Genomic DNA, 24,172 nt, shown 5'->3' on the forward strand with positions numbered 1-24,172 from the left:
TCCGGCCGCCAGGCCGCCACGAGGGAGTGTTTGTGAACAACTTCAGATTTTGCCCGTCCTGCGCCACCGAGCTGGGCTGGGTGCATGACGGCGAGCGCGACCGGCTACGCTGCCCGGCCTGCAGCTACACCCACTGGAACAACCCGACGCCGGTGCTGGCGGCCATCATCGAGCTGTCGGATCGTGGCGGTCAGTTGCTGCTGGCGCGCAACGCGGCCTGGCCGGGACGCTTTTTCGGGCTGATCACGGGCTTCATGGAGGCCGGCGAGTCGCCCGAGGAGGGCATCCGTCGCGAGATCGCCGAGGAGACCTCCTTGCAGGTGTCGTCGCTGAGCCTGCAGGGCGTGACCGACTTCCAGCGCATGAACCAGGTCATCATCACCTATCACGCGGTTGCGCACGGCGAGATCGTGCTGTCGCCCGAGCTGGTGGAATACCAGGTCCTCGCGCCCGAGGACGTCAAGTGCTGGCCGGCCGCCACCGGCCTGATGCTGGCCCGGTGGCTGGAATCGCGAGGGCACGAGCCCCAGTGGCTGGAGCTGCCGCGGGTCTGAGTCGGCTGCGAAACGCCATTCCAGGGTCGGTTGGCAGACGCCTAGAATGGCGTCGAGAAGGACCGAGCCATATGGACATTCACAAGGAACTCGACACCCGCGGGCTGAACTGCCCGCTGCCCATCCTCAAGGCCAAGAAGGCGCTGGCGGAAATGCAGAGCGGCGAACTGCTCAAGGTGGTCGCCACCGACCCCGGCTCCTTGCGCGACTTTCAGGCCTTCGCCAAGCAGACCGGCAACGAGCTGGTCGATCAGCAGACCCTGGAGAAGGAATTCATCCACGTGCTGCGACGCCGCTGAACCGGGCGGGTCGGCTAAAGCAAAGGCGCCCCGTGGGGCGCCTTTTTTGTCCGGGCCTGCCCTCGGCTCAGAGCTTCAGGCCCTGCAGATACTCGCGGAAGCCCGCGCCCAGCTGCGGGTGGGCCAGGGCCAGTTCGACCGAGGCCTGCAGGAAACCTTCCTTGCTGCCGCAGTCGTAGCGCACGCCTTCATAGCGGTAGGCAAATACCTTCTCGCGGCGCAGCAGGCCGGCGATGCCGTCGGTCAGCTGGATCTCGCCGCCGACGCCGCGCTCCTGCCGCCGGATCTCGTCGAAGATGCCCGAAGTCAGGATGTAGCGGCCCGCCACACCCAGGCGCGAGGGCGCCACTTCGGGGGCTGGCTTCTCGACGATCTGCTGGATGTCGAGCAGGCGGTCGTTGACGGCGATGCCGTCGACGATGCCGTAGCGCTTGGTGTGCTCGGGCGGCACTTCCTGCACCGCAACGATGGTGGCTTTCCAGTCGGCGAACTGGTCGACCATCTGCTTCATGATGGGCGGCTGGCCGACCATCAGGTCATCGGCCAGGATGACCGCGAAGGGGTGACCGTTGACCAGGGTTTCGGCGCACAGCACGGCATGGCCCAGGCCCAGCATTTTCGGCTGGCGGACGAACACGCATTCCATGTCGTCCGGTTTGATCGATTGCACGATTTTCAGCAATTCGTGCTTGCCGGCGGCCTCCAGCTCCGTTTCAAGCTCGTAGGCCATGTCGAAATGGTCCTCGATCGGGCGTTTGGTGCGCCCGGTCACGAAGATCATTTCGCGGATGCCGGCGGCATAAGCCTCTTCGACCGCGTACTGGACCAGCGGCTTGTCCACCACCGGCAGCATTTCCTTCGGCTGCGCCTTGGTGGCCGGGAGAAAGCGGGTGCCGAGTCCAGCGACAGGGAAGACGGCTTTTGTGACGTGCATGTGTTAATTCCTCCTGTTATGTCGAGCGACAGACCATATTGCAAGCTTCACGCCAGCCGGGAGATCTGGGAACGCACCTTCTCAAGGGTAACAGTGTTGTTGGCCAACCGTACTTTTTCCTGTTCCACCACGTTAGCGGCAGCGCGTGCCACGAAACTTTCGTTACTAAGTTTCGCTTGCGACTTTGAAATTTCGATTTCAAGGCGCTTGATTTCCTTGCCCAGGCGTTCGCGCTCGGCCTCGACGTTGATTTCGACGTGCAAGGCCAGGCGGATCGACCCCTGCACCGCCACCGGTGCCTGCAGCGTGGCCTGTGCGAAGGCGGCTTCGTCGTCGAAGATCTTCACCTCGCTGACCTTGGCGAGCGCCTGCAGCACCGGGGCCGCCTGCTCCACGAAGGCCGCATCGCCGATGGCATAGAGCGGCACGCGCTCGGCCGGCGACAGCCCCATGTCGCTGCGCAAGGTGCGGCTGGCGCCGACCAGGGCCTTGAGCTGCTCCATCCAGGCATCGGCCTGCGCATCGACGCGCTCCAGCTGGGGCCGGGGGTAGGGCGCCAGGACGATGGAGGTGTCCGAGTCGGCCGCCTTGCGGCCGGCCACCGGCGCGACCTTCTGCCACAACTCCTCGGTGATGAAGGGCGTGACGGGGTGCAGCAGGCGCAGCACCGTCTCCAGCACGCGGATCAGGGTGCGCCGGGTGGCGCGCTGGCGCGCCGCATCGCCGGTGGCGATCTGCACCTTGGCGATCTCCAGGTACCAGTCGCAGTACTGGTCCCAGACGAACTGGTAGATCGCGTTGGCGACGTTGTCCAGCCGGTACTCGGCGAAACCCTGTTCCACCGCGTGCTCGACGCGCTGCAGCTCGCTCGTGATCCAGCGGTCGGCGGGCGAGAAGTCGAGGTAGCCGCCCGGACCGCAGGCCTGCGAGCCGTGCTCGGCGAGGCCGCAGTCCTGGCCTTCGCAGTTCATCAGCACGAAGCGTGTGGCGTTCCAGAGCTTGTTGCAGAAGTTGCGGTATCCCTCGCAGCGCTTGGAGTCGAAATTGATATTGCGGCCCAGGCTGGCGAGCGCCGCGAAGGTGAAGCGCAGCGCGTCCGCACCATAACCCGGGATGCCCTCGGGGAACTCCTTTTTGGTCGCCTCGCGCACCTTGGGCGCGGTCTCGGGCCGGCGCAGCCCGGTGCTGCGCTTCTCCAGCAGCGGCTCCAGCGCGATGCCGTCGATCAGGTCCACCGGGTCCAGCACGTTGCCCTCGGACTTGCTCATCTTCTTGCCGTGCGCGTCCCGCACCAGGCCGTGGATGTAGACGTGGCGGAAGGGCACCTTGCCGGTGAAGTGCACGGTCATCATGATCATCCGGGCGACCCAGAAGAAGATGATGTCGAAGCCGGTGACCAGCACGCTGGACGGCAGGAACAGGTCCAGCTCCTTGGTCTGCTGCGGCCAGCCCAGCGAGGAGAAGGGCACCAGGGCCGAGGAGTACCAGGTGTCGAGCACGTCCTCGTCGCGTGTCAGTTCGCCCTCGTAGCCGGCCGCGCGCGCCTTGGCGCGGGCCTCTTCCTCGCTGCGTCCGACGAAAAGCTGGCCCTCACTGCCGTACCACGCGGGAATCTGGTGGCCCCACCAGAGCTGGCGCGAGATGCACCAGTCCTGGATGTTGTTCATCCACTGGTTGTAGGTGTTCACCCACTGCTCGGGCACGAACTGCACGCGGCCGTCCTGCACCACCTCGATGGCCTTCTCGGCGATCGACTTGCCGCTCGCGTCGGGCTTGCTCATCGCGACGAACCACTGGTCGGTCAGCATCGGCTCGATCACCTGGCCGGTGCGCTCGCAGCGGGGCACCATCAGCTTGTGCTTCTTGACCTCGACCAGGAAACCCTGGGCCTCCAGGTCCGCCACCACACGCTTGCGGGCCTCGAAACGGTCCAGCCCGCGGTAGGCCTCGGGCGCGTTGTCGTTGATCTTCGCATCCAGCGTCAGCACGCCGATGATGGGCAGGCCGTGGCGCTGGCCCACCGCATAGTCGTTGACGTCGTGCGCCGGCGTGACCTTGACCACGCCGGTGCCGAACTCGCGGTCCACGTAGGCGTCGGCAATCACGGGGATGGTGCGGCCGCACAGCGGCAGCGTCACCTGCCGGCCCACCAGGGCCTGGTAGCGCTCATCCTCGGGGTGGACCATCAGCGCGACGTCGCCCAGCATGGTTTCGGGCCGGGTGGTCGCCACGGTCAGCTCGCCTGAGCCGTCGGCCAGCGGGTAGCGGATGTGCCAGAGCGAGCCGTCTTCCTCTTCGCTCGCGACCTCCAGGTCCGACACCGCCGACTTGAGCACCGGGTCCCAGTTCACCAGGCGCTTGCCGCGGTAGATCAGGCCCTCTTCATAGAGGCGCACGAAGGTCTCGGTCACGACACTGGACAGCTTCTCGTCCATCGTGAAGTACTCGTGCTGCCAGGACACCGAGTCGCCCATGCGGCGCATCTGCTGCGTGATGGTCGAGCCCGACTGCTGTTTCCACTCCCAGACCTGGGCGACGAAGTTCTTGCGGCCCAGGTCGTGGCGCGACTGGCCCTTGGCCTGCAGCTGGCGTTCCACCACGATCTGCGTCGCGATGCCGGCGTGGTCGGTGCCGGGCACCCACAGGGTGTTCTCGCCGCGCATCCGGTGGTAGCGCGTCAACGAGTCCATGATGGTCTGGTTGAAGGCGTGGCCCATGTGCAAGGTGCCGGTCACGTTCGGCGGCGGCAGTTGGATGCAGAAGGAAGGCCGGTTCTCGTCCAGCGTCGGCGCGTACAGGCCGCGGCGCTCCCATTCGGGGCCCCACTTGGCTTCGATGGCTTTCGGTTCGAATGACTTGAGCAGGTCGGACATGGTGCCGGATGCGGAGTGTGAGAGTCGGGGACGGAAAACGAAGCGGCGTCCCGCAGGACGCCGCCGAGTCTGGGATGGCCCGATTTTAGGCCCTGGCCTTTACATCAACAGATGTTCGCCGGCGTTGTCGCCGCCCAGGATCACGTAGTTGACCTTGCGCACGTCGGCCAGGCAGCGGCCGCCGGCGTAGCTGATCGAGCTCTGCAGGTCCTCCTGCATCTCGCGCAGCGTGTCGGCCAGGCGGCCCTTGACGGGCTCCAGGATGCGCTTGCCCTCGACATGCTTGTACTCGCCCTTGTTGAAGTCCGACGCGCTGCCGTAGTACTCCTTGTAGAGCTTGCCGTCGACCTCCACCGTCTGGCCGGGCGATTCCTCGTGGCCGGCGAACAGCGAGCCGATCATCACCAGGGTCGCGCCGAAACGCACGCTCTTGGCGATGTCGCCGTGCTCGCGGATGCCCCCGTCGGCGATGATGGGCTTGGTCGCCACCCGGGCGCACCACTTCAGCGCCGAAAGCTGCCAGCCGCCGGTGCCGAAGCCGGTTTTCAGCCGCGTGATGCAGACCTTGCCCGGCCCTATGCCCACCTTGGTGGCGTCGGCGCCCCAGTTTTCCAGGTCGATCACCGCCTCGGGCGTGCCGACGTTGCCGGCGATCACGAAGGTGTCGGGCAGCTTCTGCTTGATGTGGCCGATCATGCGCTGCACCGAGTCGGCATGGCCGTGGGCGATGTCGATGGTGATGTAGTCGGCGCCCACGCCCTCGGCCGCCAGGCGGTCGATGACGGCGTAGTCGGCCGGCTTGACGCCCGAGCTGATCGAGACGAACAGGCCCTGTTCGCGCATGCGCTTGGCATAGACCACGTTGTCGAGGTCGAAGCGGTGCATCACATAGAAATAGCCGTTGGCGGCCAGCTGCTCGGTGATGCGCTCGTCCACCACGGTTTTCATGTTGGCGGGCACCACCGGCAGCTTGAAGCGGCGGCCGCCGAACTCCACCGAGGTGTCGCATTCGCTGCGGCTGTCCACGCGGCATTTGCGCGGCAACAGCAGGATGTTGTCGTAGTCGAAGATTTCCATCAGAGATCGCTCCGGAAGCAGATAGGACGCCGCGTTGAAGCAGTGCGCGTCGAGGCTGCGAGCGCTTGACTTGGGGACCCGGTCGGCCGCCGAAAGCCCCGGGGAGCGGGGTGGCTGCGCCTACATAAAAACCGGACGCCAAAATTTGGGCCCGGTGGCTGATTCTACTCACATGGAGCCGGATGCGCGCCTGGGGGCTTCTTCGCGCTCCCTAGAATCGCGGCATGAGTCTCGAATTCGCGCCCGCCGCCCCCCCGTCCCTGCTCAACAACCTCAACCCGGAGCAGCTGGCCGCCGTCACGCTGCCCAGCCGCCCGGCCCTGATCCTGGCGGGGGCCGGCTCCGGCAAGACGCGAGTGCTCACCACCCGCATCGCCTGGCTGATCCAGACGGGGCAGGTCTCGCCGGCCGGCGTGATGGCGGTGACCTTCACGAACAAGGCCGCCAAGGAAATGCTGACGCGCCTGGGCAACCTGCTGCCGATTCCCGTGCGCGGCATGTGGATCGGCACCTTCCACGGCCTGTGCAACCGTTTTCTGCGCGCCCACTGGAAGCTCGCCAACCTGCCGCAGAGCTTCCAGATCCTCGATTCGCAGGACCAGCTCTCGGCGGTGCGGCGCATCATCAAGGCGATGAACCTGGACGAAGAGCGTTTCGTGCCCAAGCAGGTGACCTGGTTCATCGCCGGCAGCAAGGAGGAGGGCCTGCGCCCCAAGGACGTCGACGTGCGCGACGAGCAGAGCCGCAAGCTGGCCGAGATCTACCAGGCCTACGAGGACCAGTGCCAGCGCGAAGGGGTGGTCGACTTCGCCGAGCTGATGCTGCGCACCTACGAGATGATGCGCGACCAGCCCGCCTTGCGCGAGCACTACCAGCGGCGCTTCCGCCACCTGCTGGTCGACGAGTTCCAGGACACCAACCGGCTGCAGTACGCCTGGCTGAAGATGTTTGCCGGACGCGAGACGAGTGTCTTCGCGGTGGGCGACGACGACCAGAGCATCTACGCCTTCCGCGGCGCCCAGGTCGGCAACATGTCGGACTTCGAGCGCGAGTTCGAGGTCGAGCACGTCATCAAGCTGGAGCGCAACTACCGCAGCTTCGGCAACATCCTCGACTCGGCCAACGCGCTGATCTCCCACAACACCCGACGCCTGGGCAAGAACCTTCGCACCGAGGCCGGCCCGGGCGAGCCGGTGCGCATCTACGAGTCCACCAGCGACTACGCCGAAGCGCAGTGGCTGATCGAGGAGGCGCAGCAGCTGCACCGCGACGGCACGGCGCGCGCCGAGATCGCCATCCTCTACCGCTCGAATGCCCAGTCGCGGGTGCTGGAAAGCGCCCTGTTCAACGCCGGCATCCCCTACCGCGTCTACGGTGGCCTGCGCTTTTTCGAGCGCGCCGAGATCAAGCACGCGCTGGCCTACCTGCGGCTGCTGGAGAACCCCAACGACGACACCAGCTACCTGCGGGTCGTCAACTTCCCCACCCGCGGCATCGGCGCCCGCACCCTGGAGCAGCTGCAGGACGCGGCGCGCACGAGCGGCCGCAGCCTCTACCAGAGCGCGGGCGCGGTCACCGGCAAGGGCGGCGCCAACCTGCAGGCGTTCAACCGGCTGGTCGACGCGATGCGCGACAACACCCGCGGGCTGACCTTGCGCGAGATCATCGAGCACGTGGTGCAGTCCTCGGGGCTGGCCGACTTCTACCGCAACGAGAAGGAAGGCCGCGAGCGGCTGGAAAACCTGGACGAACTGGTCAACGCTGCCGAGGCCTTCGTCACCCAGGAAGGCTTCGGCAAGGACGCCGTGGCCCTGCCGGTGGACGAGCAGGGCGCGTCGCCCGGCGCGATCGCCGAGGGCGACCCGCCGGCGGTGGCGCGTACCGAGCAGACGCCCGACGCCGATACCGGCGAGATCATGTCGCCGCTGGCGGCCTTCCTGACCCATGCCGCGCTGGAAGCCGGCGACAACCAGGCGCAGGCCGGCCAGGACGCGATCCAGTTGATGACCGTGCACGCGGCCAAGGGCCTGGAGTTTGACGTCGTGTTCATCACCGGGCTGGAGGAGGGCCTGTTCCCGCACGAGAACTCGCTGTCCGACCACCAGGGCCTCGAGGAGGAGCGCCGCCTGATGTATGTGGCGATCACGCGGGCGCGACAGCGCCTCTATCTCAGCCACAGCCAGACACGGATGCTGCACGGCCAGACCCGCTACAACATCAAGAGCCGGTTTTTCGAGGAGCTGCCCGAAGCCGCCCTCAAGTGGATCACCCCCAAGGCCCAGGCTTTCAGCAGCGGTTTTGCGCGCGACTACCAGGCCGCCTGGGCCAGCGGTTCCGGCCTCGGCTCCATCGTCGGCGCCGGAGAGAAGAAGATGGCGCCCAAGGTCGCCACCTCCGACGGCGTGGCGCTGCGCATGGGCCAGGCGGTTTTCCACACCAAGTTCGGCGAAGGCGTGATCGTCACGCTCGAAGGCAGCGGGCCGGACGCGCGGGCCCAGATCAACTTCGGCCGCCACGGCATGAAGTGGCTGGCGCTCAGCGTCGCCAAACTGACGCCGGTGGATTGAGGCGGACGCCGGCGGGGCGTTGGGAAATTCCTTAAGCCGGGCCGGAAACGGTCGATACCCGGTATGCGCGGCGACCTGCACACCAGGTTGCAACCTGTTTTCCTTACCGGGATCGCTCCATGAAGGGCTACAGCCTCCGTCAAAAATTCGCCTTCGGCCTGACTGCCGTCGTGGTCGTTTCGCTGCTGATCATGGTGGGCACCCGCCTGCTCGGCAAGGCTGCCTTATTCCACTACCTAGAGCGCGACCACCTCGCGACGGTGCTGCACCTGTCGCAGGCCCTGGAGCGCGTCACCGAGGGCAGCCGCCGCGCCGGGGAGGTCACGCGGGCCCAGATGGTGGCCGACATCGACAAGGCCATCGAGATCGCCTCGCGGGTGGACATCGAGCTGTTCGCGGTCGAAAGGGCCGCGATGTCGATGATGGGCTACGGCGACGTCATCCGCCTGCCGCGCAAGGATGTCGCCGAGCTGAACCGCATGCGCCAGATCATCGAGGCCGAGCCGGGCAGCGGAGTCAGCCCGGAGCTGGTCGCCCGGCTCAAGCCCGACATGGATCAGGTGCTGGACAACACCAACCGCTTCGGGCCTCTGGTGGCCGACGCGGTAGGCTTCATCAAGGCCTCGGTCATCACCATCAACCTGCTCGGCATCGCGGTGCTGCTGACGGCCTTCTGGGTCATCCGCAAGGCCACCCTGGGCCCGCTGCAGCAGGCCCTGGTCGCCGCCAACCGCATCGCCGAGGGCGATCTGAGCGGGCGCCTGAGCGCCACGACGCAAGACGAGGTCGGCCAGCTGATCGAGGCCCTGCGCACGATGCAGGACAGCCTGGTGCGGGTGGTCGGCAACGTGCGCGAGCGCTCTCACACGGTGGCCGAGCGCATGACCCGGATCGCGGGCGGCACCGCCGAGCTGTCGGCACGCACCGAGCGGCAAGCCTCCGCACTGGAGCAGACGGCGGCGACGATGGAGCAGATCACCGCCACCGTGAAGCAGAGTGCGCAGACCGTGCAGGAGGCCGACCGCATCGCCCGTGACGCCGCCGAGGTCGCGACGCAGGGTGGCCAGGCGGTGGACAAGGCGGTTCAGAGCATGAACGCCATCCTGAGCGCGTCGAAGAAGATCGCCGAGATCACCACCCTGATCAACGGCATCTCCTTCCAGACCAACATCCTGGCGCTCAACGCCGCGGTGGAATCGGCCCGTGCCGGCGAGCACGGCCGGGGCTTCGCGGTGGTGGCCGCTGAGGTGCGTACCCTGGCGCAGCGCAGTGCTGCCGCGGCCAAGGAGATCGAGGCGCTGATCCGGGATTCGGTCGAGAAGGTCGAGGCCGGCTCGGCGCAGGTGGGGGAGGCAGGCCAGACCATCCAGCAGGTGGTGGGCACGGTCGGCCAGGTCAGCCGGCTCATCGGGGATGTGGCGAATGCCTTCGGCGAACAGCAGAGCGGCATGGCCCAGATCGAGCAGGCGATCGGCGAGCTGGACCAGGTGACGCAGCAGAACGCGGCCATGGTGCAGCGCTCGGCGGCCACCGCGAACGTGGTGCGCGGCGAGTCGGAGCAGCTGGTCGAGGCTGTGGCCGTCTTCAAGCTGGCCGACTGAGTCGGTCCGGCACCCCCGGCTTCAGCGCCGCAGCTTGCCGTCGGCGCCGATCACCGTCACCTCGACATAACGCGAGCCATTGCGGTTGCCGGCGCCGAAGCCCACCTTGAAGCCCCCGGCGTCGTACTCCTTCAGGCCGTCCAGCGCGGCCAGCACCTTCTGCCGGGTGGGCTCGGGGCCGGCACGCCGCAGCGCCTCGACCATCACCTTGGCCGCGATGAAGGACTCCAGGCTGGCGTAGGAGATCACCTTGCCCGGCGCGTACTGGGCCATCAGGGTGTGGAACTCGCGCACCACCGGGGTCGAGGCCGCATACGGGAAAGGCATCACCTGCGAGATCCCGACGCCGCGCACCACCGCTTCGCCGGCGTTGTGGAGCAACTCCTTGAAGTTCACCACCGAGATGCTGAACAGCTGGGCCCGACTCCCGGCAGCTCGCAGCTTTTTGATGAAGACCGAGGACGCGCGGTTGACCGAGACCATGATCACAGCGTCCGGGTTGGCCGGCACGATGGCGGCGACTGCGGCATCGACCTCCTCGGGCTTGGTGCGGTCGTAGCTGCCGGTGGCGACCGACTTCAGCCCCAGCTTTTGCATCGCTGCCTCGGCGCCTGCCAGGCCGGCCTTGCCGAAGGCATCGTCCTGGTACAGGACCGCAAAACGCCTCAGACCCACGGTGTGCAGGTGCTCGACCATCTTGGCGGTTTCGTCGGCGTAGCTCGCGCGCACGTGGAAGAGGTAGGGGTTGATCGGCACGCGCAGGTCCATCGCGCCGGTGTAGGGTGCCAGCAGTGCGATGCCGGCCTCGCTCAGCACCTTGTGTTTGGTCAGCGCCAGCACGTTGGCGGTGCCCACGAAACCGAACAGCGCGAGCGGCTTGTCCTGTTCCAGCAGCTCACGGGTGCGCTCCAGGGTCAGTTCGGGCCGGTAGCCGTCATCCTTCACGACCACCCGGATCTGCCGGCCGAGCACCCCGCCCCTGGCGTTGACGTGAGCGAAGTAGGCCTGCGCTCCCGCCACGTACTCCTCGCCGGTGCCGGTGATGACACCCGTCAGCGGAGCAACCTGACCGATGACCAGGTCGGCTGCCGCGGCGGGCAGGGCCGCCGCGCTCATCAGCAAGGACAGGGTGAAAGCGCGCAGACGGCCGGCGGCCGAAGCAGGCAAAGACATCATTTTCTCCTTGTGCCTGCCGACCCGCTGCCGGTCAGGCTGACCCGAACAGAAAAGCGGGACGCCAATGGCGTCCCGCTCGGTGCTTGTTGTGTTCAGCTCAGTGTAAGGAGATGCTTGCGCGCCCCGCTCAGGGACGGCCCTGAGAACTTGTCATGCTGGCGACAGCGGCGGCCAAGAAAACCGGGCCACCGCGAACAATGTCACGCCGGCCGCGACAGCTCAGCGTAGCGCTGCAGGTGCCAGTCGGTGTCGCCGGCGCTCAGCTCGATCGCCATCAGGCGCTTGAACTGGTGGCTCACGATGAGCTCGTCGGTCATGCCCATGCCACCGTGCAGCTGCACTGCCTGCTGGCTCACGTAGCGGCAGGCGCGGCCCACCACCACCTTGGCGGCCGAGAGCACCCGGGCGCGCTCGGCCGCATCGGCGTCGCGGCAGCGCACCGCCGCCAGGATGCTCATCGAGCGGGCCTGCTCGTAGTGCATCAGCAGGTCGGCCGCGCGGTGCTGCAGTGCCTGGAAGCGGCCGATGGGCTGGCCGAACTGCTGGCGCGTCTGCAGGTACTCGACGGTCGCGTCGACCGCCGCCTTGATCACGCCGACCGCTTCGGCGCACAGCGCCGCGAGGCCGATGTCCAGCGCCCGCGACAAGGCTTCCCAGGCCTGGCCCTCCTCGCCCAGCCGGTCGGCGCTGGAGACGCGCACCCGGTCGAGCACGATCTCGGCAGCGCGCAGGCCGTCCACCGTCGGGTAGTCGCGCAGCGTCAGCCCGGCCGCCTTGCGAGGCACCAGGAACAGTGAAATGCCGTGGCGATCGCCGGCCTCGCCGGCGGTGCGCGCCGACACGATCAGGAGGTCCGCGGCATTGGCGTGCAGCACGACGGACTTCCGCCCGCTCAACACATAGCCGTCGCCCTCGCGCTCGGCACGCGTCTCCACGTGCAGGTCAGCGCCGCGGCCGGGCGCTTCGTCATGCGCCGTCACGGCCACGCATTCGCCGCCGGCCAGTGCCGGCAGCCAGCGCGCCTGCTGGGCCTCGCTGCCCGCGCTGCGCAGCAGCTCGGTCGCGATCACGGCGCTCGCGAGGTAGGGCTCCAGCACCAGGCCCTCGCCCAGGGCCTGCATCACCAGCATGGTCTCCACCGCGCCGGCGTCCAGCCCTCCGTGCGCCTCGGGCACATGCAACGCGAGCAGGCCCAGCTCGGCCATCTGCGACCAGACCTGGCGGTCGATGCCTTGCCCGGCGTCGCGGATGGCGCGACGGCGTTCGAAGCCGTATTCGCCGGCGACAAAACGGCGCACCGTGTCTTCCAGCAGCTGCTGTTCTTCGCTGAGGTTGAAGTTCATGGTCTCGCGGCCTCTCTCACAGTCCCAGCAGGCGCTGGGAGATGATGTTCTTCTGGATCTCGTTGGAGCCGCCGTAGATCGACAGCTTGCGCATGTTCAGGTAGTTGGCGGCCAGGCTGACCGCATGGGACGGGCCGATCGGGTCGTCCTGCCAGCCGGCCTCCAGCGCCTCGCGCCGGAACGGCAGGGCATAGGGGCCGACCGCCTGCACCAGCAGCTCGGTGATGCCCTGCTGGATCTCGGTGCCCTTGATCTTCAGGATGGACGCTTCCGGCCCCGGCGCGCGCTTCTGCGCCTCGGCGGACAACACGCGCAGGTTGGTGAGTTCCAGCGCCATCAATTCGATCTCCAGCTCCGCCAGGCGCGCGGCAAACAGCGGGTCCTCGATCAGCGGGCGACCGCGCTTGCGCTCGATGGCCGCGATGCGCTTGAGCCGCGCCAGCTCGCGCTTGGCGATGCCGATGCCGGCGATGTTGGTGCGTTCGTGGCCGAGCAGGAACTTGGCATAGGTCCAGCCCTGGTTCTCTTCGCCCACCAGGTTCTCCACCGGCACGCGCACGTCCTCGAACCAGACCTCGTTGACCTCGTGCGCGCCGTCCAGCGTGATGATGGGGCGCACCGTGATACCGGGGCTTTTCATGTCGATCAGCAGGAAGGAGATGCCGCGCTGCGGCTTCACCTCCGTGTCGGTGCGCACCAGGCAGAAGATCCAGTCGGCATGCTGGCCCAGCGTGTTCCAGGTCTTCTGGCCGTTGACTACGTAGTGGTCGCCGTCGCGCCGCGCGCGGGTGCGCAGCGAGGCCAGGTCCGAGCCAGCGCCCGGCTCGGAGTAGCCCTGGCACCACCATTCCTCCGCCGAGGCGATCTTGGGCAGGAAACGCTGCTGTTGCGCCGCGTTGCCGAAGGCCATGATCACCGGCGCCACCATCTTGAGCCCGAAGGGGATCAGGCGCGGCGCGCCGCCGGCGGCGCACTCCTCGTCGAAGATGTACTGCTGCACCGGGCCCCAGCCGGGGCCGCCGAACTCCTTCGGCCAGCCCGGTGCGCCCCAGCCGCGCGCGTGCAGCGCGCGTTGCCAGCTCACGTGGTCCTGCTTGGTCAGGTGCAGCCCGTTGTGCACCTTGTGGCGGATGTTCTCGTCGAGGTGCTCGCGCACGAAGCTGCGCACCTCCTCGCGGAAGGCCTGTTCTTCGGCCGTGAAATTCAGATCCATGGTCAAGGTCTTCTAGTGGGGCTCGTGGCCGGGTTCAGACTCGTTCGATCACCATCGCCAGGCCCTGGCCGACGCCGATGCACAGGCTCACGACCGCATAACGGCCCTGGCGGCGCTGCAGCTCGCGGGCGGTGCTCAGGGCCAGCCGGGCGCCCGAGGCGCCGAGCGGGTGGCCGACCGCGATGGCGCCACCGTTGGGGTTGACGCGCGCATCGTCGTCGTCGACCTGCAGGCCGCGCAGGCAGCCCAGCACCTGGGAGGCGAAGGCCTCGTTGATCTCGATCAGATCGAGCTCGCGCAGCGACAGCCCGGCACGCTCGACCGCCTTGCGGATCGCCGGCACCGGGCCGACCCCCATGATGCGGGGCTCCACCCCCGCGGCCGCGGCGCTCAGGATGCGCGCCAGCGGCGCCTTGCCGGCGCGCTCGCCGGCGGCGCGGCTGCCCACCAGCAGGGCCGCCGCGCCGTCGTTGATGCCCGAGGCATTGCCGGCCGTCACCACACCGCCCTCGAAGAGCGGCTTGAGCCGGGCCAGGCTCTCCAGGGTCGAGTCGGCGCGCGGGTGCTCGTCCTCGGCCACACGCAGCGGCGGCGTCTTGCGGCCGGTGGGCACCTCGATCGGGTGGATCTCGCCCTCGAAAAAGCCGGCGGCGCGGGCGCCTTCGTATTTCGCCTGCGAAGCGGCGGCGAAACGGTCGGCCTGCTCGCGCGTGATGCCGAACTCGCGCGCCACGTTGTCGCCGGTCTGCGGCATCGTGTCGTTGCCGTACTGGCGGGTGACCCGGGGATTGGGGAAGCGCGCGCCGATGGTGGTGTCGAAGACCTGGAAGTCGCGGCTGTAGGCGCTTTCGCTCTTGCCCACCACGAAGGGGGCCCGGCTCATGCTTTCGACACCGCCGGCGAGATACAGCTCGCCCTCGCCGCAGCTCACCGCCCGGGCCGCATCCACCACCGCGGCCAGGCCGCTGGCGCACAGGCGGTTGACCGTCTGCCCCGGCACGCTGACCGGAAAGCCGGCCGCCAGCAGCGCGTTGCGCGCGATATTGCGCGAGTCCTCGCCCGCCTGCGTGGTGCAGCCGAGGATCACGTCCTCGATCTGTTCGGCTTTCCAGGGCGAGCGCGTCACCAGGGCACGCATCACCTCGGCGACCAGGTCGTCGGGCCGCACCGGGGCCAGGGCACCGGCATGGCGGCCGAAGGGCGAGCGCAATCCGTCGTAGATATAAGCATCGAGCATGGGGGTCATTCCTCTTCGGTCAACAGGGACACGCCCAGGCGGGCGCGGCGGCGCAGCCAGGGGCTGGCGCGGTAGCGGGGGTCTCCGGTGCTGTCCTGCAGGTCCTGCAGGATGCGCAGCACGGTGGCCGGGCCGAGCCGGTCGCCCCAGGCCAGTGGGCCGACGGGATAACCCAGGCCCAGCGTGACGGCGCGGTCGATGTCGGCCGGTGCGGCGATGCCTTGCTGGGCGATCTCGGCGGCGATGTTGACGATGGTCGCGATCACCCGCGGCGCGACGCCGCCGGCGCTGTCGCGCACCAGCGAGACCGGCACGCCGTCGGCGCCGAGCAGCCCGCGCGCCGCTTCGCGCGTCTCGCGCGAGGTCAGCGGGGTGCTCATCACGACGCGACGCCGGCGGGTGTCGAACAGCCAGTCCACCGCGACGGTGCGGCTCGCGTCCAGGCCCTCGGCCACCGCGCAGCTGGTCGCGTCGTGGCCGTAGGGGGTGACGATGCAGAGGCTGTCGGCGGCGGGTGTCGCGCCGTCGTCCAGGACCGCCCCGAGCGATTGCAACAGCGTCGTGATGCGCTGATGAGCGACCGGGACGGCGCGGCTGACCCAGACCCTCGCGGGCCGGGCGGTGGATGCGGGCGCGTCCTCGACACGCTCCTGCTGGCCCGCCTCGTAGCGGTAGAAGCCGCGGCCGACCTTCCGCCCCACCAGCCCGGCGGCGAGCATCTGGCGCGTCAGCGGCTGGGGCCGGAAACGCGGCTCCTCGTAGTACTGGTGGTAGATCGACTCCATCACCGGGTGCGAGACGTCCAGCGCGGTGAGGTCGAGCAGTTCGAAGGGGCCGAGCTTGAAGCCCGCGGTGTCGCGCAGGATGCGGTCGAGCTGGTGGAACTCGGCCACGCCCTCGGCCAGCAGCCTCAGCGCCTCGGTGCCGTAGCCGCGCCCGGCGTGGTTGACGATGAAGCCCGGCGTGTCCTTGGCCCGCACCGCGGTGTGGCCGCAGCGCCGTCCGAGGCCGAGCAGGAAGTCGGTGACCCAGGGCTCGGTCAGCAGGCCGTCGATGACCTCGACGATCTTCATCAGCGGCACCGGGTTGAAGAAGTGGAAGCCGGCGACCCGCTGCGGTCGCTGCAGGCCGGCCGCGATCGCGGTGACCGACAGCGAGGAGGTGTTGCTCGCGAGCACGCAGTCGGGCCCGACGACGGCCTCCAGTTCAGCGAACAGCGCGCGCTTGACGCCGAGGTCCTCCACCACGGCCTCGACCACCGCGGCGCAGCCCGCCAGCTCCTGGATGGCCTCGGCCGCGTGCAGGCGCTGGCCGGCCGCCGTCGCGAGCTCGGGCGTGAGCTTGCCCTTGTCGACCAGGCGGCCGAAAGTGGCCTGCAGTTCGCGCAGTGCCTCGGCGGCGGCGCCCGGCCGCTTGTCGAGCAGGCTGACGCGCACTCCGGCCTGCGCCGCGATTTGCGCAATGCCGCGGCCCATCACGCCGGCACCGACGACGGCGATGTGCAGATCTGGAGAAGAATAATTCTGCATTGCGGAATTAAGTTCTGAAATGAAGAAAACTGCCACATCATGGAGCAGCGGCGGCGGACGGTCAACCCATGCGGTGGGCCGAGTTGTGAGCTAACACCGCTCTGCAGGCGGCCGGTGTTCTGCATTCAGGAACAAGGTTCCGTTCCGGCATTGACGGAGTCGGTCGAGCGTGCCAGGATTCGGCCCGGAACCGCCCGCAATACGGAACGCTTTTCGCCATGGTTTTTGCCTCCCAGCTCCCCCACGTCCCGCTGCCCACGCGCCTGCATGGCGTGATCGATCCTTGGGTGGCCAGCCGCCCCGACGCGCCGGCCATCGAGGACGCCACCGTGCGCCTGAGCTACGGCGAGCTGGCGGGGCAGGTGGCGTCGGCGCGCGCCGCATTGACCGAGGCCGGCCTGCGCGCCGGTGACCGCTTGCTGGTGGTGACCGAGAACTGCGTCGCGGCCGCGGTGCTGGCGCTCGCGGCCAGCGGGCTGGACGTCTGGTTCTCGCTCGCGAACGCGCGGCTGTCGGCGCGCGAGATCGACAACCAGGCGGCCCACTCGGGGGCCCGCCGCATCGTTTTCCTGGCTCAGGCCTCGCCCGAGGCGGCCCGGCATGCCGAGCGCCTGGAGGCGCAGCCGATGGCCTGGCCGGGGGGCGGCTCGGTGTTCCTGTCGGCCCTCAACGAGGCCGCCGTGCCCGAGCCGGTCGAGCTCGATCCGGCCCGCCAGGTCGCGACCTTGATCTACACCACGGGCACCTCCGGCAGCCCCAAGGGCGTGATGCTGACGCACGCCAACCTGCTGTTCATCGCCGAGAACAGCCGACGTGTGCGCCGACTGTCGCCGACCGACCGCGTCTGGGGCGTGCTGCCGATGTCGCATGTCTATGGCCTGACGGCCGTGCTGCTCGCCACCTTGCACGCCGGCGCCAGCCTGGTGCTGGTGCCGCGCTTCGACCCGGAGCAGACCGCCCTCGCGCTGGCGGGCGACGGCATCACGGTGCTGCACGGCGTGCCGGCGATGTATGCCAAGCTGCTGGAGTGGGGCCGCCGCCCCGGCCACCGCCTGCACGCGCCGACGCTGCGCATTGCACAGTCCGGCGGCGCGCCGCTCGACCAGGCGCTCAAGGACAGCTTCGAAGCGGTCTTCGGGGTGGTGCTGCAAAACGGCTACGGCATGACCGAGGCGGCGCCTTCCATCGCCCAGACCCGGCTCGACGACCCGCGGCGCGACTGCTCGGTGGGGCCGCCCATTCCCGGCATCGAGGTCCGCGTCGTCGATCTGCAGACGCGCGCGCCCTTGCCGCAGGGCGAGGCCGGCGAGCTGTGGGTGCGCGGTCCCAATGTCATGAAGGGCTACTATGGCAATCCGGCGCTGACGCGCGAGACGCTCAGCGAGGACGGCTGGCTCAACACCGGCGACCTGGCGCGCGTCGAGCCCGATGGCGCGCTGCAGGTGGTGGGGCGCTCCAAGGAGCTGATCATCCGCTCCGGCTTCAACGTCTACCCGGTGGAGGTCGAGCAGGTGCTGTGCGCCCACCCGCTGGTGGTGCAGGCGGCGGTGGTGGGCCGCAGCGTGCCGGGCAACGAGGAGGTGGTGGCCTACGTCGAGCCGGCGCCCGGCAGCGAGTTGGCCCGCGGCGAGTTGGAGCAGTGGCTGCGCGAGCGGCTGTCGCCTTACAAGCTGCCGTCGGACATCGTGATGCTGGCTCAGCTGCCGGCGTCGCCCACCGGCAAGGTTTTCAAGGCGCGGCTGCGCGAGATGGCGCAGCAGGCGTTGGACAAGGAGGTTTGAGATGCAAGGCGTGGCTCCGGTTCGCGACGAGGCCGACACCCCGGCAGCCGACGAGGCCGCGGACGACATGGACATCGACGAGGGGCTGAACAGTCCGACCCCCGCCGCCGGGACGGCCCCGGCGCGCAGCGGCAAGGTCAAGGAGGACCGGCATTTCGTCACCGCGCTGGCGCGCGGGCTGGAGGTGCTGAGCTGCTTCCGCTCCAGCGACAAGATGCTCGGCAACCAGGAGCTGGCGCGGCGCTGCGGCCTGCCCAAGTCCACCGTTTCGCGCCTGACCTACACGCTGACCAAGCTCGGTTTTCTGGACTATGTGGAGGAGACCGGCCGCTACCGCCTGGGCAGCGCGACGCTCTCGCTCGGCAGCGCGATGCTGGCGCGCATGGACGTGCGCCAGGTGGCGAGGCCGCTGATGCAGGAGCTGGCGGACTTCTCGCAGGCCATGGTCTCGCTCGGCTCGCGCGACCGGCTCAGCATGATCTATGTCGAGAACTGCCGCAGCCAGTCGGCCCTGACCTTGAGCCTGGACGTCGGCTCGCGCATTCCGCTGGCGACCACCGCGATGGGGCGGGCCCACCTGGCCTTGTGCTCGGACAGCGAACGCGGCGACCTGATGGACCGCATCCGCGAGCTCGACGAGATGGCCTGGCCGAGGATACGCCAGGGCATCGAGACGGCCATCGAGCAGTACCGCGAACTGGGGGTGTGCTGCTCCTTCGGCGACTGGCAGCGTGACGTCAACGCGATCGCGATCGCCTTCCGCCCGGAAGGCAGCCGCCAGCTGATGGCGATCAACTGCGGCGGGCCGGCCTTCAATCTGAGCCGCGAATTCCTGCTGGAAGAAGTGCGCCCCCGCCTGGTGGCGCTGGGCGCCCGGCTGGAGCGCGGGCCGCTGCGCTGACACGCAGCCCGGCCGGGCGGACAGGGCGGCTGCGGCCGCTCAATCCTCGTTGTCGTCGTCCGACACGGCGTCGACGCCGGCTTCCACCACCGCACCGGTGACCTTCACGCCGGTGCTGACCACCGCACCCGTGACCGAGATGGCTGCGCCCGCCGCGGCGCCGGCCACGCTCACCACCGCGCAGCCGCCCAGCAGCGAGCCGGCCAGCGCGGTCAGGACCGCGAGGCGCATCAGGGCAGGGAGGCGATGCGTGGCGCGCATGGTTCAGATCTTCAGTGATTGTCTGGGCGCATTATCGGCGCCGTGCCAGCCTGCGGTGCGCCGCCTGTCGGGCAGGCGTCACGGCTTCGTCATCAATGTGTAACGTGGGCTTCATGCGGGCTCCCTAAGCTGCCGCCGTCTTTCACCACGCCCACCAGAGGACGGACTCCATGAGCAAAACGCTCGGCTTCACCCCGCAAGCCATCGACCACGATGACATCGACAACAACAATTCGGGCAACCCCAGCTTCGACGCCGTGCTGCAAGCTCGCCTGAGCCGCCGCTCCTTGCTGCGCGGCGGTGTGGGCAGCGCTGCGACCGCCGTGCTCGGTGGCCTGTCGCTGGCCGCCTGCGGCGGCGGCGATGGTGACGATGAGGACGACGACAACGGCGGCAACCCGCCGCCGGCCGAAACCCTGCTGGGCTTCCACGCGGTGGCCAAGAGCCGGGCCGACACGGTGGTGGTGCCCGAGGGCTACAGCGCCAGCGTGCTCTACCGCATGGGCGACCCGATCGCGGCCGGCGTGGCCGCGTACCAGAACGACGGCAGCGACGACAACTACGAGCAGCGTGCCGGCGACCACCACGACGGCATGGAGTACTTCGGCCTGAACGCCGCCGGCACGGCTCGCGACGCTGGCGGCTCGGAGCGCGGCCTGCTGGCGATGAACCACGAGGCGACCTCCGACGACGGCGGCCGCGTGATCTTCATGCACCCCGCCGGGGGCAGCCCCAACAACGCCCGTCTCGCGGCCGAGGTGGACAAGGAAGTCGCGGCCCACGGCATCTCCATCGTCGAGGTCCGCAAGGTCGACGGAAGCTTCGCGTATGTGCAGGACTCGGACTACAACCGCCGCTTCACGCCGCTGACCCCGGTGCGCCTGTCCGGCCCGGCGCGCGGCAACGACCTGCTCAAGACCAAGTACTCGCCGGCCGGCACCGACACGCGCGGCACCCTCAACAACTGCGGCACCGGCTATACCCCCTGGGGCACGCTGCTGTCGGGCGAAGAGAACTGGGCCAACTACTTCCGCCGTGGCGCCGACAAGGCGCTGCGTGGCCAGGCCGACGTGGCCCTGGAGCGCTATGGCCGCAAGGAAAATTCCAGCACCCGCCACGGCTGGGAGAGCGCCGGCAGCGAGGACCGTTTCGCCCGCTGGGACATCACCCAGAGCGGCGCCTCGGCCGCCGCCGACTACCGCAACGAGATGAACACCTACGGCTACATCGTCGAGGTCGATCCCTACGACCCGACCTCGACGATGCGCAAGCGCACCGCGCTGGGCCGTTTCGCGCACGAAAGCGCGGCGTTCTCCAAGCTGGTGGCCGGCAAGCCGCTGGCGGTGTACATGGGTGACGACTCGCGCGGCGAGTACATGTACAAGTTCGTCTCGACCGCGACCTGGAACGCTGCCGACGCCGAGCCCGCCAACCGCATCACCACCGGCGACAAGTACCTCGACGAGGGCAGGTTGTATGTCGCGAAGTTCGCGGCCGACGGCAGCGGCCAGTGGATCGAGCTGAACATCGCCAACACGGCGATCGCCAGCTACGACAAGTACGACTTCGCCGACCAGGCCGACGTGCTGGTCAACGCCCGCCTGGCGGCCGACGCCGTCGGTGCGACCAAGATGGACCGCCCCGAGTGGTGCGCGACCCACCCGACCACCGGCGAGATCTACTACACGCTGACCAACAACAGCAACCGCAAGGTCGAACCCAGCGGCTCCTCGCAGGTCGCCGTGGACGCGGCCAATCCGCGCTCCTATGCGGACGCTTATGGCGGCACAGCGGCCGACCCGACCAAGGCCGGCAACCACAACGGCCACATCATCCGCATCCGCGAAACCGGTGACGAGGCGGCAGCGCTCACCTTCAGCTGGGATGTCTATCTGTTCGGCGCGGAAGCCGGTGCGGACGCCGCGCTGGTGAACCTGTCGGGCCTGACCGCCGACCAGGACTTCTCCAGCCCCGACGGCCTGTGGTTCAGCCGCGCTACCGGCATCTGCTGGATCCAGACCGACGACGGCGCCTACACCGATGTCACCAACTGCATGATGCTGGCGGCCCTGCCGGGCCAGGTCGGCGACGGTGCCAGGAAGACGCTGACCCATGCCAGGGCCGACGGCAGTACGCTGACCCTCGAGACCCCGGTGGGCAAGGCGGCGACGGCCGGGACGCTGAAGCGTTTCCTGGTCGGCCCGGTCGGCAGCGAGATCACCGGCTGCGCCGAGACACCGGACGGCAAGACCTTGTTCGTCAACATCCAGCACCCGGGCGAAAGCACCCAGCTGGCCGACATCGGCACGCCGGCCAACTACACCAGCCACTGGCCGGACGGCGGCAACGCCCGCCCGCGCTCGGCCACGGTGGTGATCACCAAGGACGACGGAGGCCGCATCGGCAGTTGAGTCGGGCAGGCGCTTCAGCGCAAGGGGCCGGCGGCGCGGCTGCCGGCCCCTTGCGCCTTCATGGCGTCTTGCAGGAGCCGCTCATGGCGGCGTGCACCAGGGAGGGAATGGCAAGCAGGCCGCCGAGGGGAACCGCCGAATGTTTCAGTGCGTCTTCGCGCAGACAGTCGGGAATGGCGGCGTGTTCCATCTGCCCGCTCAAACGCTGACTGGCAGAGGGCGCATCGTTGATCAGCGAGCCGGCATGGCTGCGCTCGGCCATCTGTGACACAGCGCCTTTGCTCCCTTGCGTCGCCTGTTTCATCACGCCCGACCCGAGGTCCAAGTCCGGCGTCGCGGCCGGCTGCTCCTTGGATCCCTCACCCCTGAGAGGCGCCACCTCGTCGCCTGCGCCGTCGCGCTCACGCACCGCTTGTCTGTCCCCAGCGGTCAGCGCGGGCTCAGGTGTCGCGGTGGCGGGAGCTTTGGTCGCTCGCGGCGCAGGGGCCCGCGTGCTCGCCGGGATGGCGTGTTCCCGGGTGACCTCGGTCGGTGCCGTCGGACCTTGCGTCGAGGTCTCGGAGGGGCGCGCCTTGTTCTCGGCGCGGGCGGGGAGAGTGATGTAAACCATCCTCCTCGAGGTATCGGGCGCGGGGTGCGGGTGCGGCGATGGAACCCGGCGCCCGACCCAGCCGATCACCGCGATGTGAAGGGCAAGCACGGCCAGCACGCCGGCAGAGCGGTAGCTTCCGGAGGGCCAAGGCGCAGCCGGGGTCGCGGGTCCAAGCAGATCCGATACCTTCATATCCAGACCTTCCGAGCGCTTCCCGGCCCGTGGTCACTGCGCCGGGTGCGGCCGCTCGCTGTGTTCCGGCATGTAGCCCTTGCCGTCGCGCACGCCCTTGCGGCCCAGCCCCTGCCAGCGTGTGCGGCTGCCGAGCAGCCCGGCGAGGAATTCCAGCTCCTCGTCGGTGTGGTTGAGCAACTGGGCCGGGCGCAGGCGCTGGCGCAGCGGCCGGTCGGGCTCGGCCCAGACCGCCTGGTGGTAGTCCGACTGCGACAGCAGCCGGGTGTCGCCGGAGCTGAGCTCCACGGTGCCGTAGCAGTTGCAGAAATAGGTCCGGCCGTCGTCGCGCGCCTCGGTGTAGACCCCGGTGCCGCGGATGCCGATGGTCAGGGTGGGGGTGGTGATCAGGCGGGTCGTCTCGCGGTGGGTCCAGACCGACACCAGCCCGCCGGTCAGCAGGCGCAGCGCCGAGACCAGGTTCACCGAGCGGCCCCTCTCCAGCGTCAGGCGCGTGTTCTGACGCAGGTGGAAGGCCGACGTGCCGAGCACGAAAACCAGCATCGACGCGGGGCCGGTGTGCAGCGTGTCGCCGCTCTGGATCACGTCGTCGCGATGCAAGGGCCGGCCGTTGAGCAGTGCCTCGCCGATCAGCGTGACGATGTTGCCGCGGCCCCGGGCGGTGACGCCACCGCTCGCGCACGCGGCGGCGAAGGCCGCCGCGCCGAGCAGGGTCTCGCGCCGGCTCAGCCACTCCAGCTCGTGCGCTCCCCGTCCCTCAAGTCGATGTGTTGTTGTCATCCGGCAGCTCCAGCTCGAAGCAGTCCCTGAATGTGAAGTACAGCGAAATGTAGAACACCGTCATGAACATCAGCGCGGCGGGATAGGCCGCCAGCGGTACCAGCTGCGGTGCCGACAGCAGCGAGAACACCAGGCTGGACAACAGTCCGAACAGGGCCAGCACGCCAGCCCAGGTGATGGCGTAGACCACGAAGGCGCCCTTGTTGCGCCAGCAGGCCACGACACTGAAAAAGACCGACTTCACGGCGCTCACGCCCCCCCAGTGCACCAGCGCCGGCGCATGCCAGAACATCAGGCTCAGCGGCAGCGCCAGCAGCGCGCGCAGCAGCAGGCTGCGCTGGAACGCCGGGTCGGCCAGCACCTCGCCGCCCACCTGGCCGCGTTCCATGGCCTGCTGCAGCGCGGTCGAGTCGCCCTCCAGCCACTGCAGCACCAGCATCAGGAACAGCGAGGCCAGCGCGTAGGCCACGCCCAGCTGGATGAGCGCCTTGGCATTCGCGCGACTGACGCGGAAGGGCGCGATGAAAACGCCCGGCATGGGGAAACGTTCGCCGTTCTCGGCCTGGTGGGTCGCGATCATGAAACCCAGGGTGCCGGCCGGCAGCAGGGTCAGCAGCGCCAGCGGCCCCACCAGCGGCAGCACCAGCAGCAAAAAGGCCGCGAACAGCGCGATGAACAGCAGCGCCGTGAAGGCCAGCGGTTGGCGGAAAAACACCCGGAACGCCTGCTGCACCCACAAGGTGCCGCGGCGGGCCCTCACCAGTCGAAGTTTCATGAGCTCGCGTCGGAAGTGGCGGGTCGTCGGCCGACCGCCGACGGGCTCCGATGATAGTGGCCCCGCCGGGGGGTCA

Annotated in this window: 19 protein-coding genes; 7 read left to right on the forward strand and 12 right to left on the reverse strand. The window is 68.8% G+C overall.

The features are described 5' to 3' along the window. Positions 1-32: 32 nt before the first annotated feature. Both OOT46_RS00580 and OOT46_RS00585 read left to right on the forward strand, forming a co-directional pair. Positions 33-554, forward strand: a complete 522-nt coding sequence (locus tag OOT46_RS00580; RefSeq protein WP_265401627.1) for an NUDIX domain-containing protein — start codon at positions 33-35, stop codon at positions 552-554. Positions 555-625: 71 nt separating this feature from the next. Then, positions 626-853 carry a sulfurtransferase TusA family protein gene (locus tag OOT46_RS00585; protein ID WP_265401628.1) on the forward strand — a complete coding sequence of 76 codons (228 nt, stop codon included), beginning with the start codon at positions 626-628 and terminating at the stop codon, positions 851-853. A gap of 67 nt (positions 854-920) precedes the next feature. On the opposite strand, the gene galU is transcribed toward OOT46_RS00585, so the two are convergent. The 3 genes from galU to OOT46_RS00600 form a co-directional block, all read right to left on the reverse strand. After that, on the reverse strand, positions 921-1,787 hold the full coding sequence (gene galU, locus OOT46_RS00590) for a UTP--glucose-1-phosphate uridylyltransferase GalU (RefSeq protein ID WP_265401629.1): 867 nt from the start codon (positions 1,785-1,787) through the stop codon (positions 921-923). Positions 1,788-1,834: 47 nt separating this feature from the next. After that, positions 1,835-4,660, reverse strand: coding sequence for a valine--tRNA ligase (locus OOT46_RS00595; protein WP_265401630.1), 2,826 nt, complete (start codon positions 4,658-4,660; stop codon positions 1,835-1,837). A gap of 99 nt (positions 4,661-4,759) precedes the next feature. Further along, positions 4,760-5,737, reverse strand: coding sequence for a GMP reductase (locus OOT46_RS00600; RefSeq protein ID WP_265401631.1), 978 nt, complete (start codon positions 5,735-5,737; stop codon positions 4,760-4,762). Between the two features lie 224 nt (positions 5,738-5,961). On the opposite strand from OOT46_RS00600, the gene OOT46_RS00605 reads away from it, so the two are divergent. Together OOT46_RS00605 and OOT46_RS00610 are read left to right on the forward strand one after the other, a co-directional pair. Beyond that, a complete protein-coding gene (locus OOT46_RS00605; RefSeq protein ID WP_265401632.1) occupies positions 5,962-8,304 on the forward strand; it encodes a UvrD-helicase domain-containing protein in 2,343 nt (780 codons plus the stop codon). Between the two features lie 119 nt (positions 8,305-8,423). Beyond that, positions 8,424-9,905, forward strand: a complete 1,482-nt coding sequence (locus OOT46_RS00610; RefSeq protein WP_265401633.1) for a methyl-accepting chemotaxis protein — start codon at positions 8,424-8,426, stop codon at positions 9,903-9,905. A 21-nt stretch (positions 9,906-9,926) separates the two neighbouring features. On the opposite strand, the gene OOT46_RS00615 is transcribed toward OOT46_RS00610, so the two are convergent. The 5 genes from OOT46_RS00615 to OOT46_RS00635 form a co-directional block, all read right to left on the reverse strand. Continuing rightward, entirely contained in the window at positions 9,927-11,078 is a 1,152-nt protein-coding gene (locus OOT46_RS00615) for an ABC transporter substrate-binding protein (RefSeq protein WP_265401634.1), read from the reverse strand. A 203-nt stretch (positions 11,079-11,281) separates the two neighbouring features. Then, positions 11,282-12,424 (reverse strand): acyl-CoA dehydrogenase family protein, encoded by a 1,143-nt coding sequence (locus OOT46_RS00620; RefSeq protein WP_265401635.1) that lies wholly within the window; start codon positions 12,422-12,424, stop codon positions 11,282-11,284. Between the two features lie 16 nt (positions 12,425-12,440). Then, positions 12,441-13,637 (reverse strand): acyl-CoA dehydrogenase family protein, encoded by a 1,197-nt coding sequence (locus tag OOT46_RS00625; protein WP_265401636.1) that lies wholly within the window; start codon positions 13,635-13,637, stop codon positions 12,441-12,443. 34 nt (positions 13,638-13,671) lie between these two features. Continuing rightward, positions 13,672-14,874 (reverse strand): 3-oxoadipyl-CoA thiolase, encoded by a 1,203-nt coding sequence (locus OOT46_RS00630; RefSeq protein ID WP_265401637.1) that lies wholly within the window; start codon positions 14,872-14,874, stop codon positions 13,672-13,674. A 5-nt stretch (positions 14,875-14,879) separates the two neighbouring features. Next, entirely contained in the window at positions 14,880-16,403 is a 1,524-nt protein-coding gene (locus OOT46_RS00635) for a 3-hydroxyacyl-CoA dehydrogenase (RefSeq protein WP_265401638.1), read from the reverse strand. A 218-nt stretch (positions 16,404-16,621) separates the two neighbouring features. Here OOT46_RS00635 and OOT46_RS00640 point away from each other — a divergent pair, with 218 nt between their 5' ends. Continuing rightward, positions 16,622-18,184, forward strand: a complete 1,563-nt coding sequence (locus OOT46_RS00640) for a class I adenylate-forming enzyme family protein (protein WP_265401639.1) — start codon at positions 16,622-16,624, stop codon at positions 18,182-18,184. A gap of 67 nt (positions 18,185-18,251) precedes the next feature. Then, positions 18,252-19,085: an IclR family transcriptional regulator gene (locus OOT46_RS00645; protein WP_416136132.1), complete on the forward strand. Its 834-nt coding sequence runs from the start codon at positions 18,252-18,254 to the stop codon at positions 19,083-19,085. 39 nt (positions 19,086-19,124) lie between these two features. On the opposite strand, the gene OOT46_RS00650 is transcribed toward OOT46_RS00645, so the two are convergent. Next, positions 19,125-19,346: a hypothetical protein gene (locus OOT46_RS00650; protein WP_265401641.1), complete on the reverse strand. Its 222-nt coding sequence runs from the start codon at positions 19,344-19,346 to the stop codon at positions 19,125-19,127. Between the two features lie 170 nt (positions 19,347-19,516). On the opposite strand from OOT46_RS00650, the gene OOT46_RS00655 reads away from it, so the two are divergent. After that, the gene (locus tag OOT46_RS00655) at positions 19,517-21,757 is read left to right on the forward strand and encodes a PhoX family protein (protein ID WP_265401642.1); all 2,241 of its coding nucleotides are present in this window, start codon (positions 19,517-19,519) and stop codon (positions 21,755-21,757) included. A 58-nt stretch (positions 21,758-21,815) separates the two neighbouring features. Here OOT46_RS00655 and OOT46_RS00660 read toward each other — a convergent pair whose 3' ends face one another. The 3 genes from OOT46_RS00660 to OOT46_RS00670 all read right to left on the reverse strand — a co-directional run bounded on the left by OOT46_RS00660 (position 21,816) and on the right by OOT46_RS00670 (position 24,096). Beyond that, on the reverse strand, positions 21,816-22,466 hold the full coding sequence (locus tag OOT46_RS00660) for a hypothetical protein (RefSeq protein WP_265401643.1): 651 nt from the start codon (positions 22,464-22,466) through the stop codon (positions 21,816-21,818). A gap of 108 nt (positions 22,467-22,574) precedes the next feature. Further along, positions 22,575-23,321, reverse strand: coding sequence for an iron dicitrate transport regulator FecR (locus tag OOT46_RS00665; protein WP_265401644.1), 747 nt, complete (start codon positions 23,319-23,321; stop codon positions 22,575-22,577). After that, complete coding sequence (locus OOT46_RS00670; protein ID WP_265401645.1) at positions 23,299-24,096, reverse strand: BPSS1780 family membrane protein; 798 nt, start codon at positions 24,094-24,096, stop codon at positions 23,299-23,301. The genes OOT46_RS00665 and OOT46_RS00670 overlap by 23 nt, the downstream gene beginning before the upstream one ends. Positions 24,097-24,172 lie beyond the last annotated feature (76 nt).

The organism is Aquabacterium sp. A7-Y (assembly GCF_026153205.1).
Classification (GTDB): Bacteria; Pseudomonadota; Gammaproteobacteria; order Burkholderiales; family Burkholderiaceae_C; genus Caldimonas.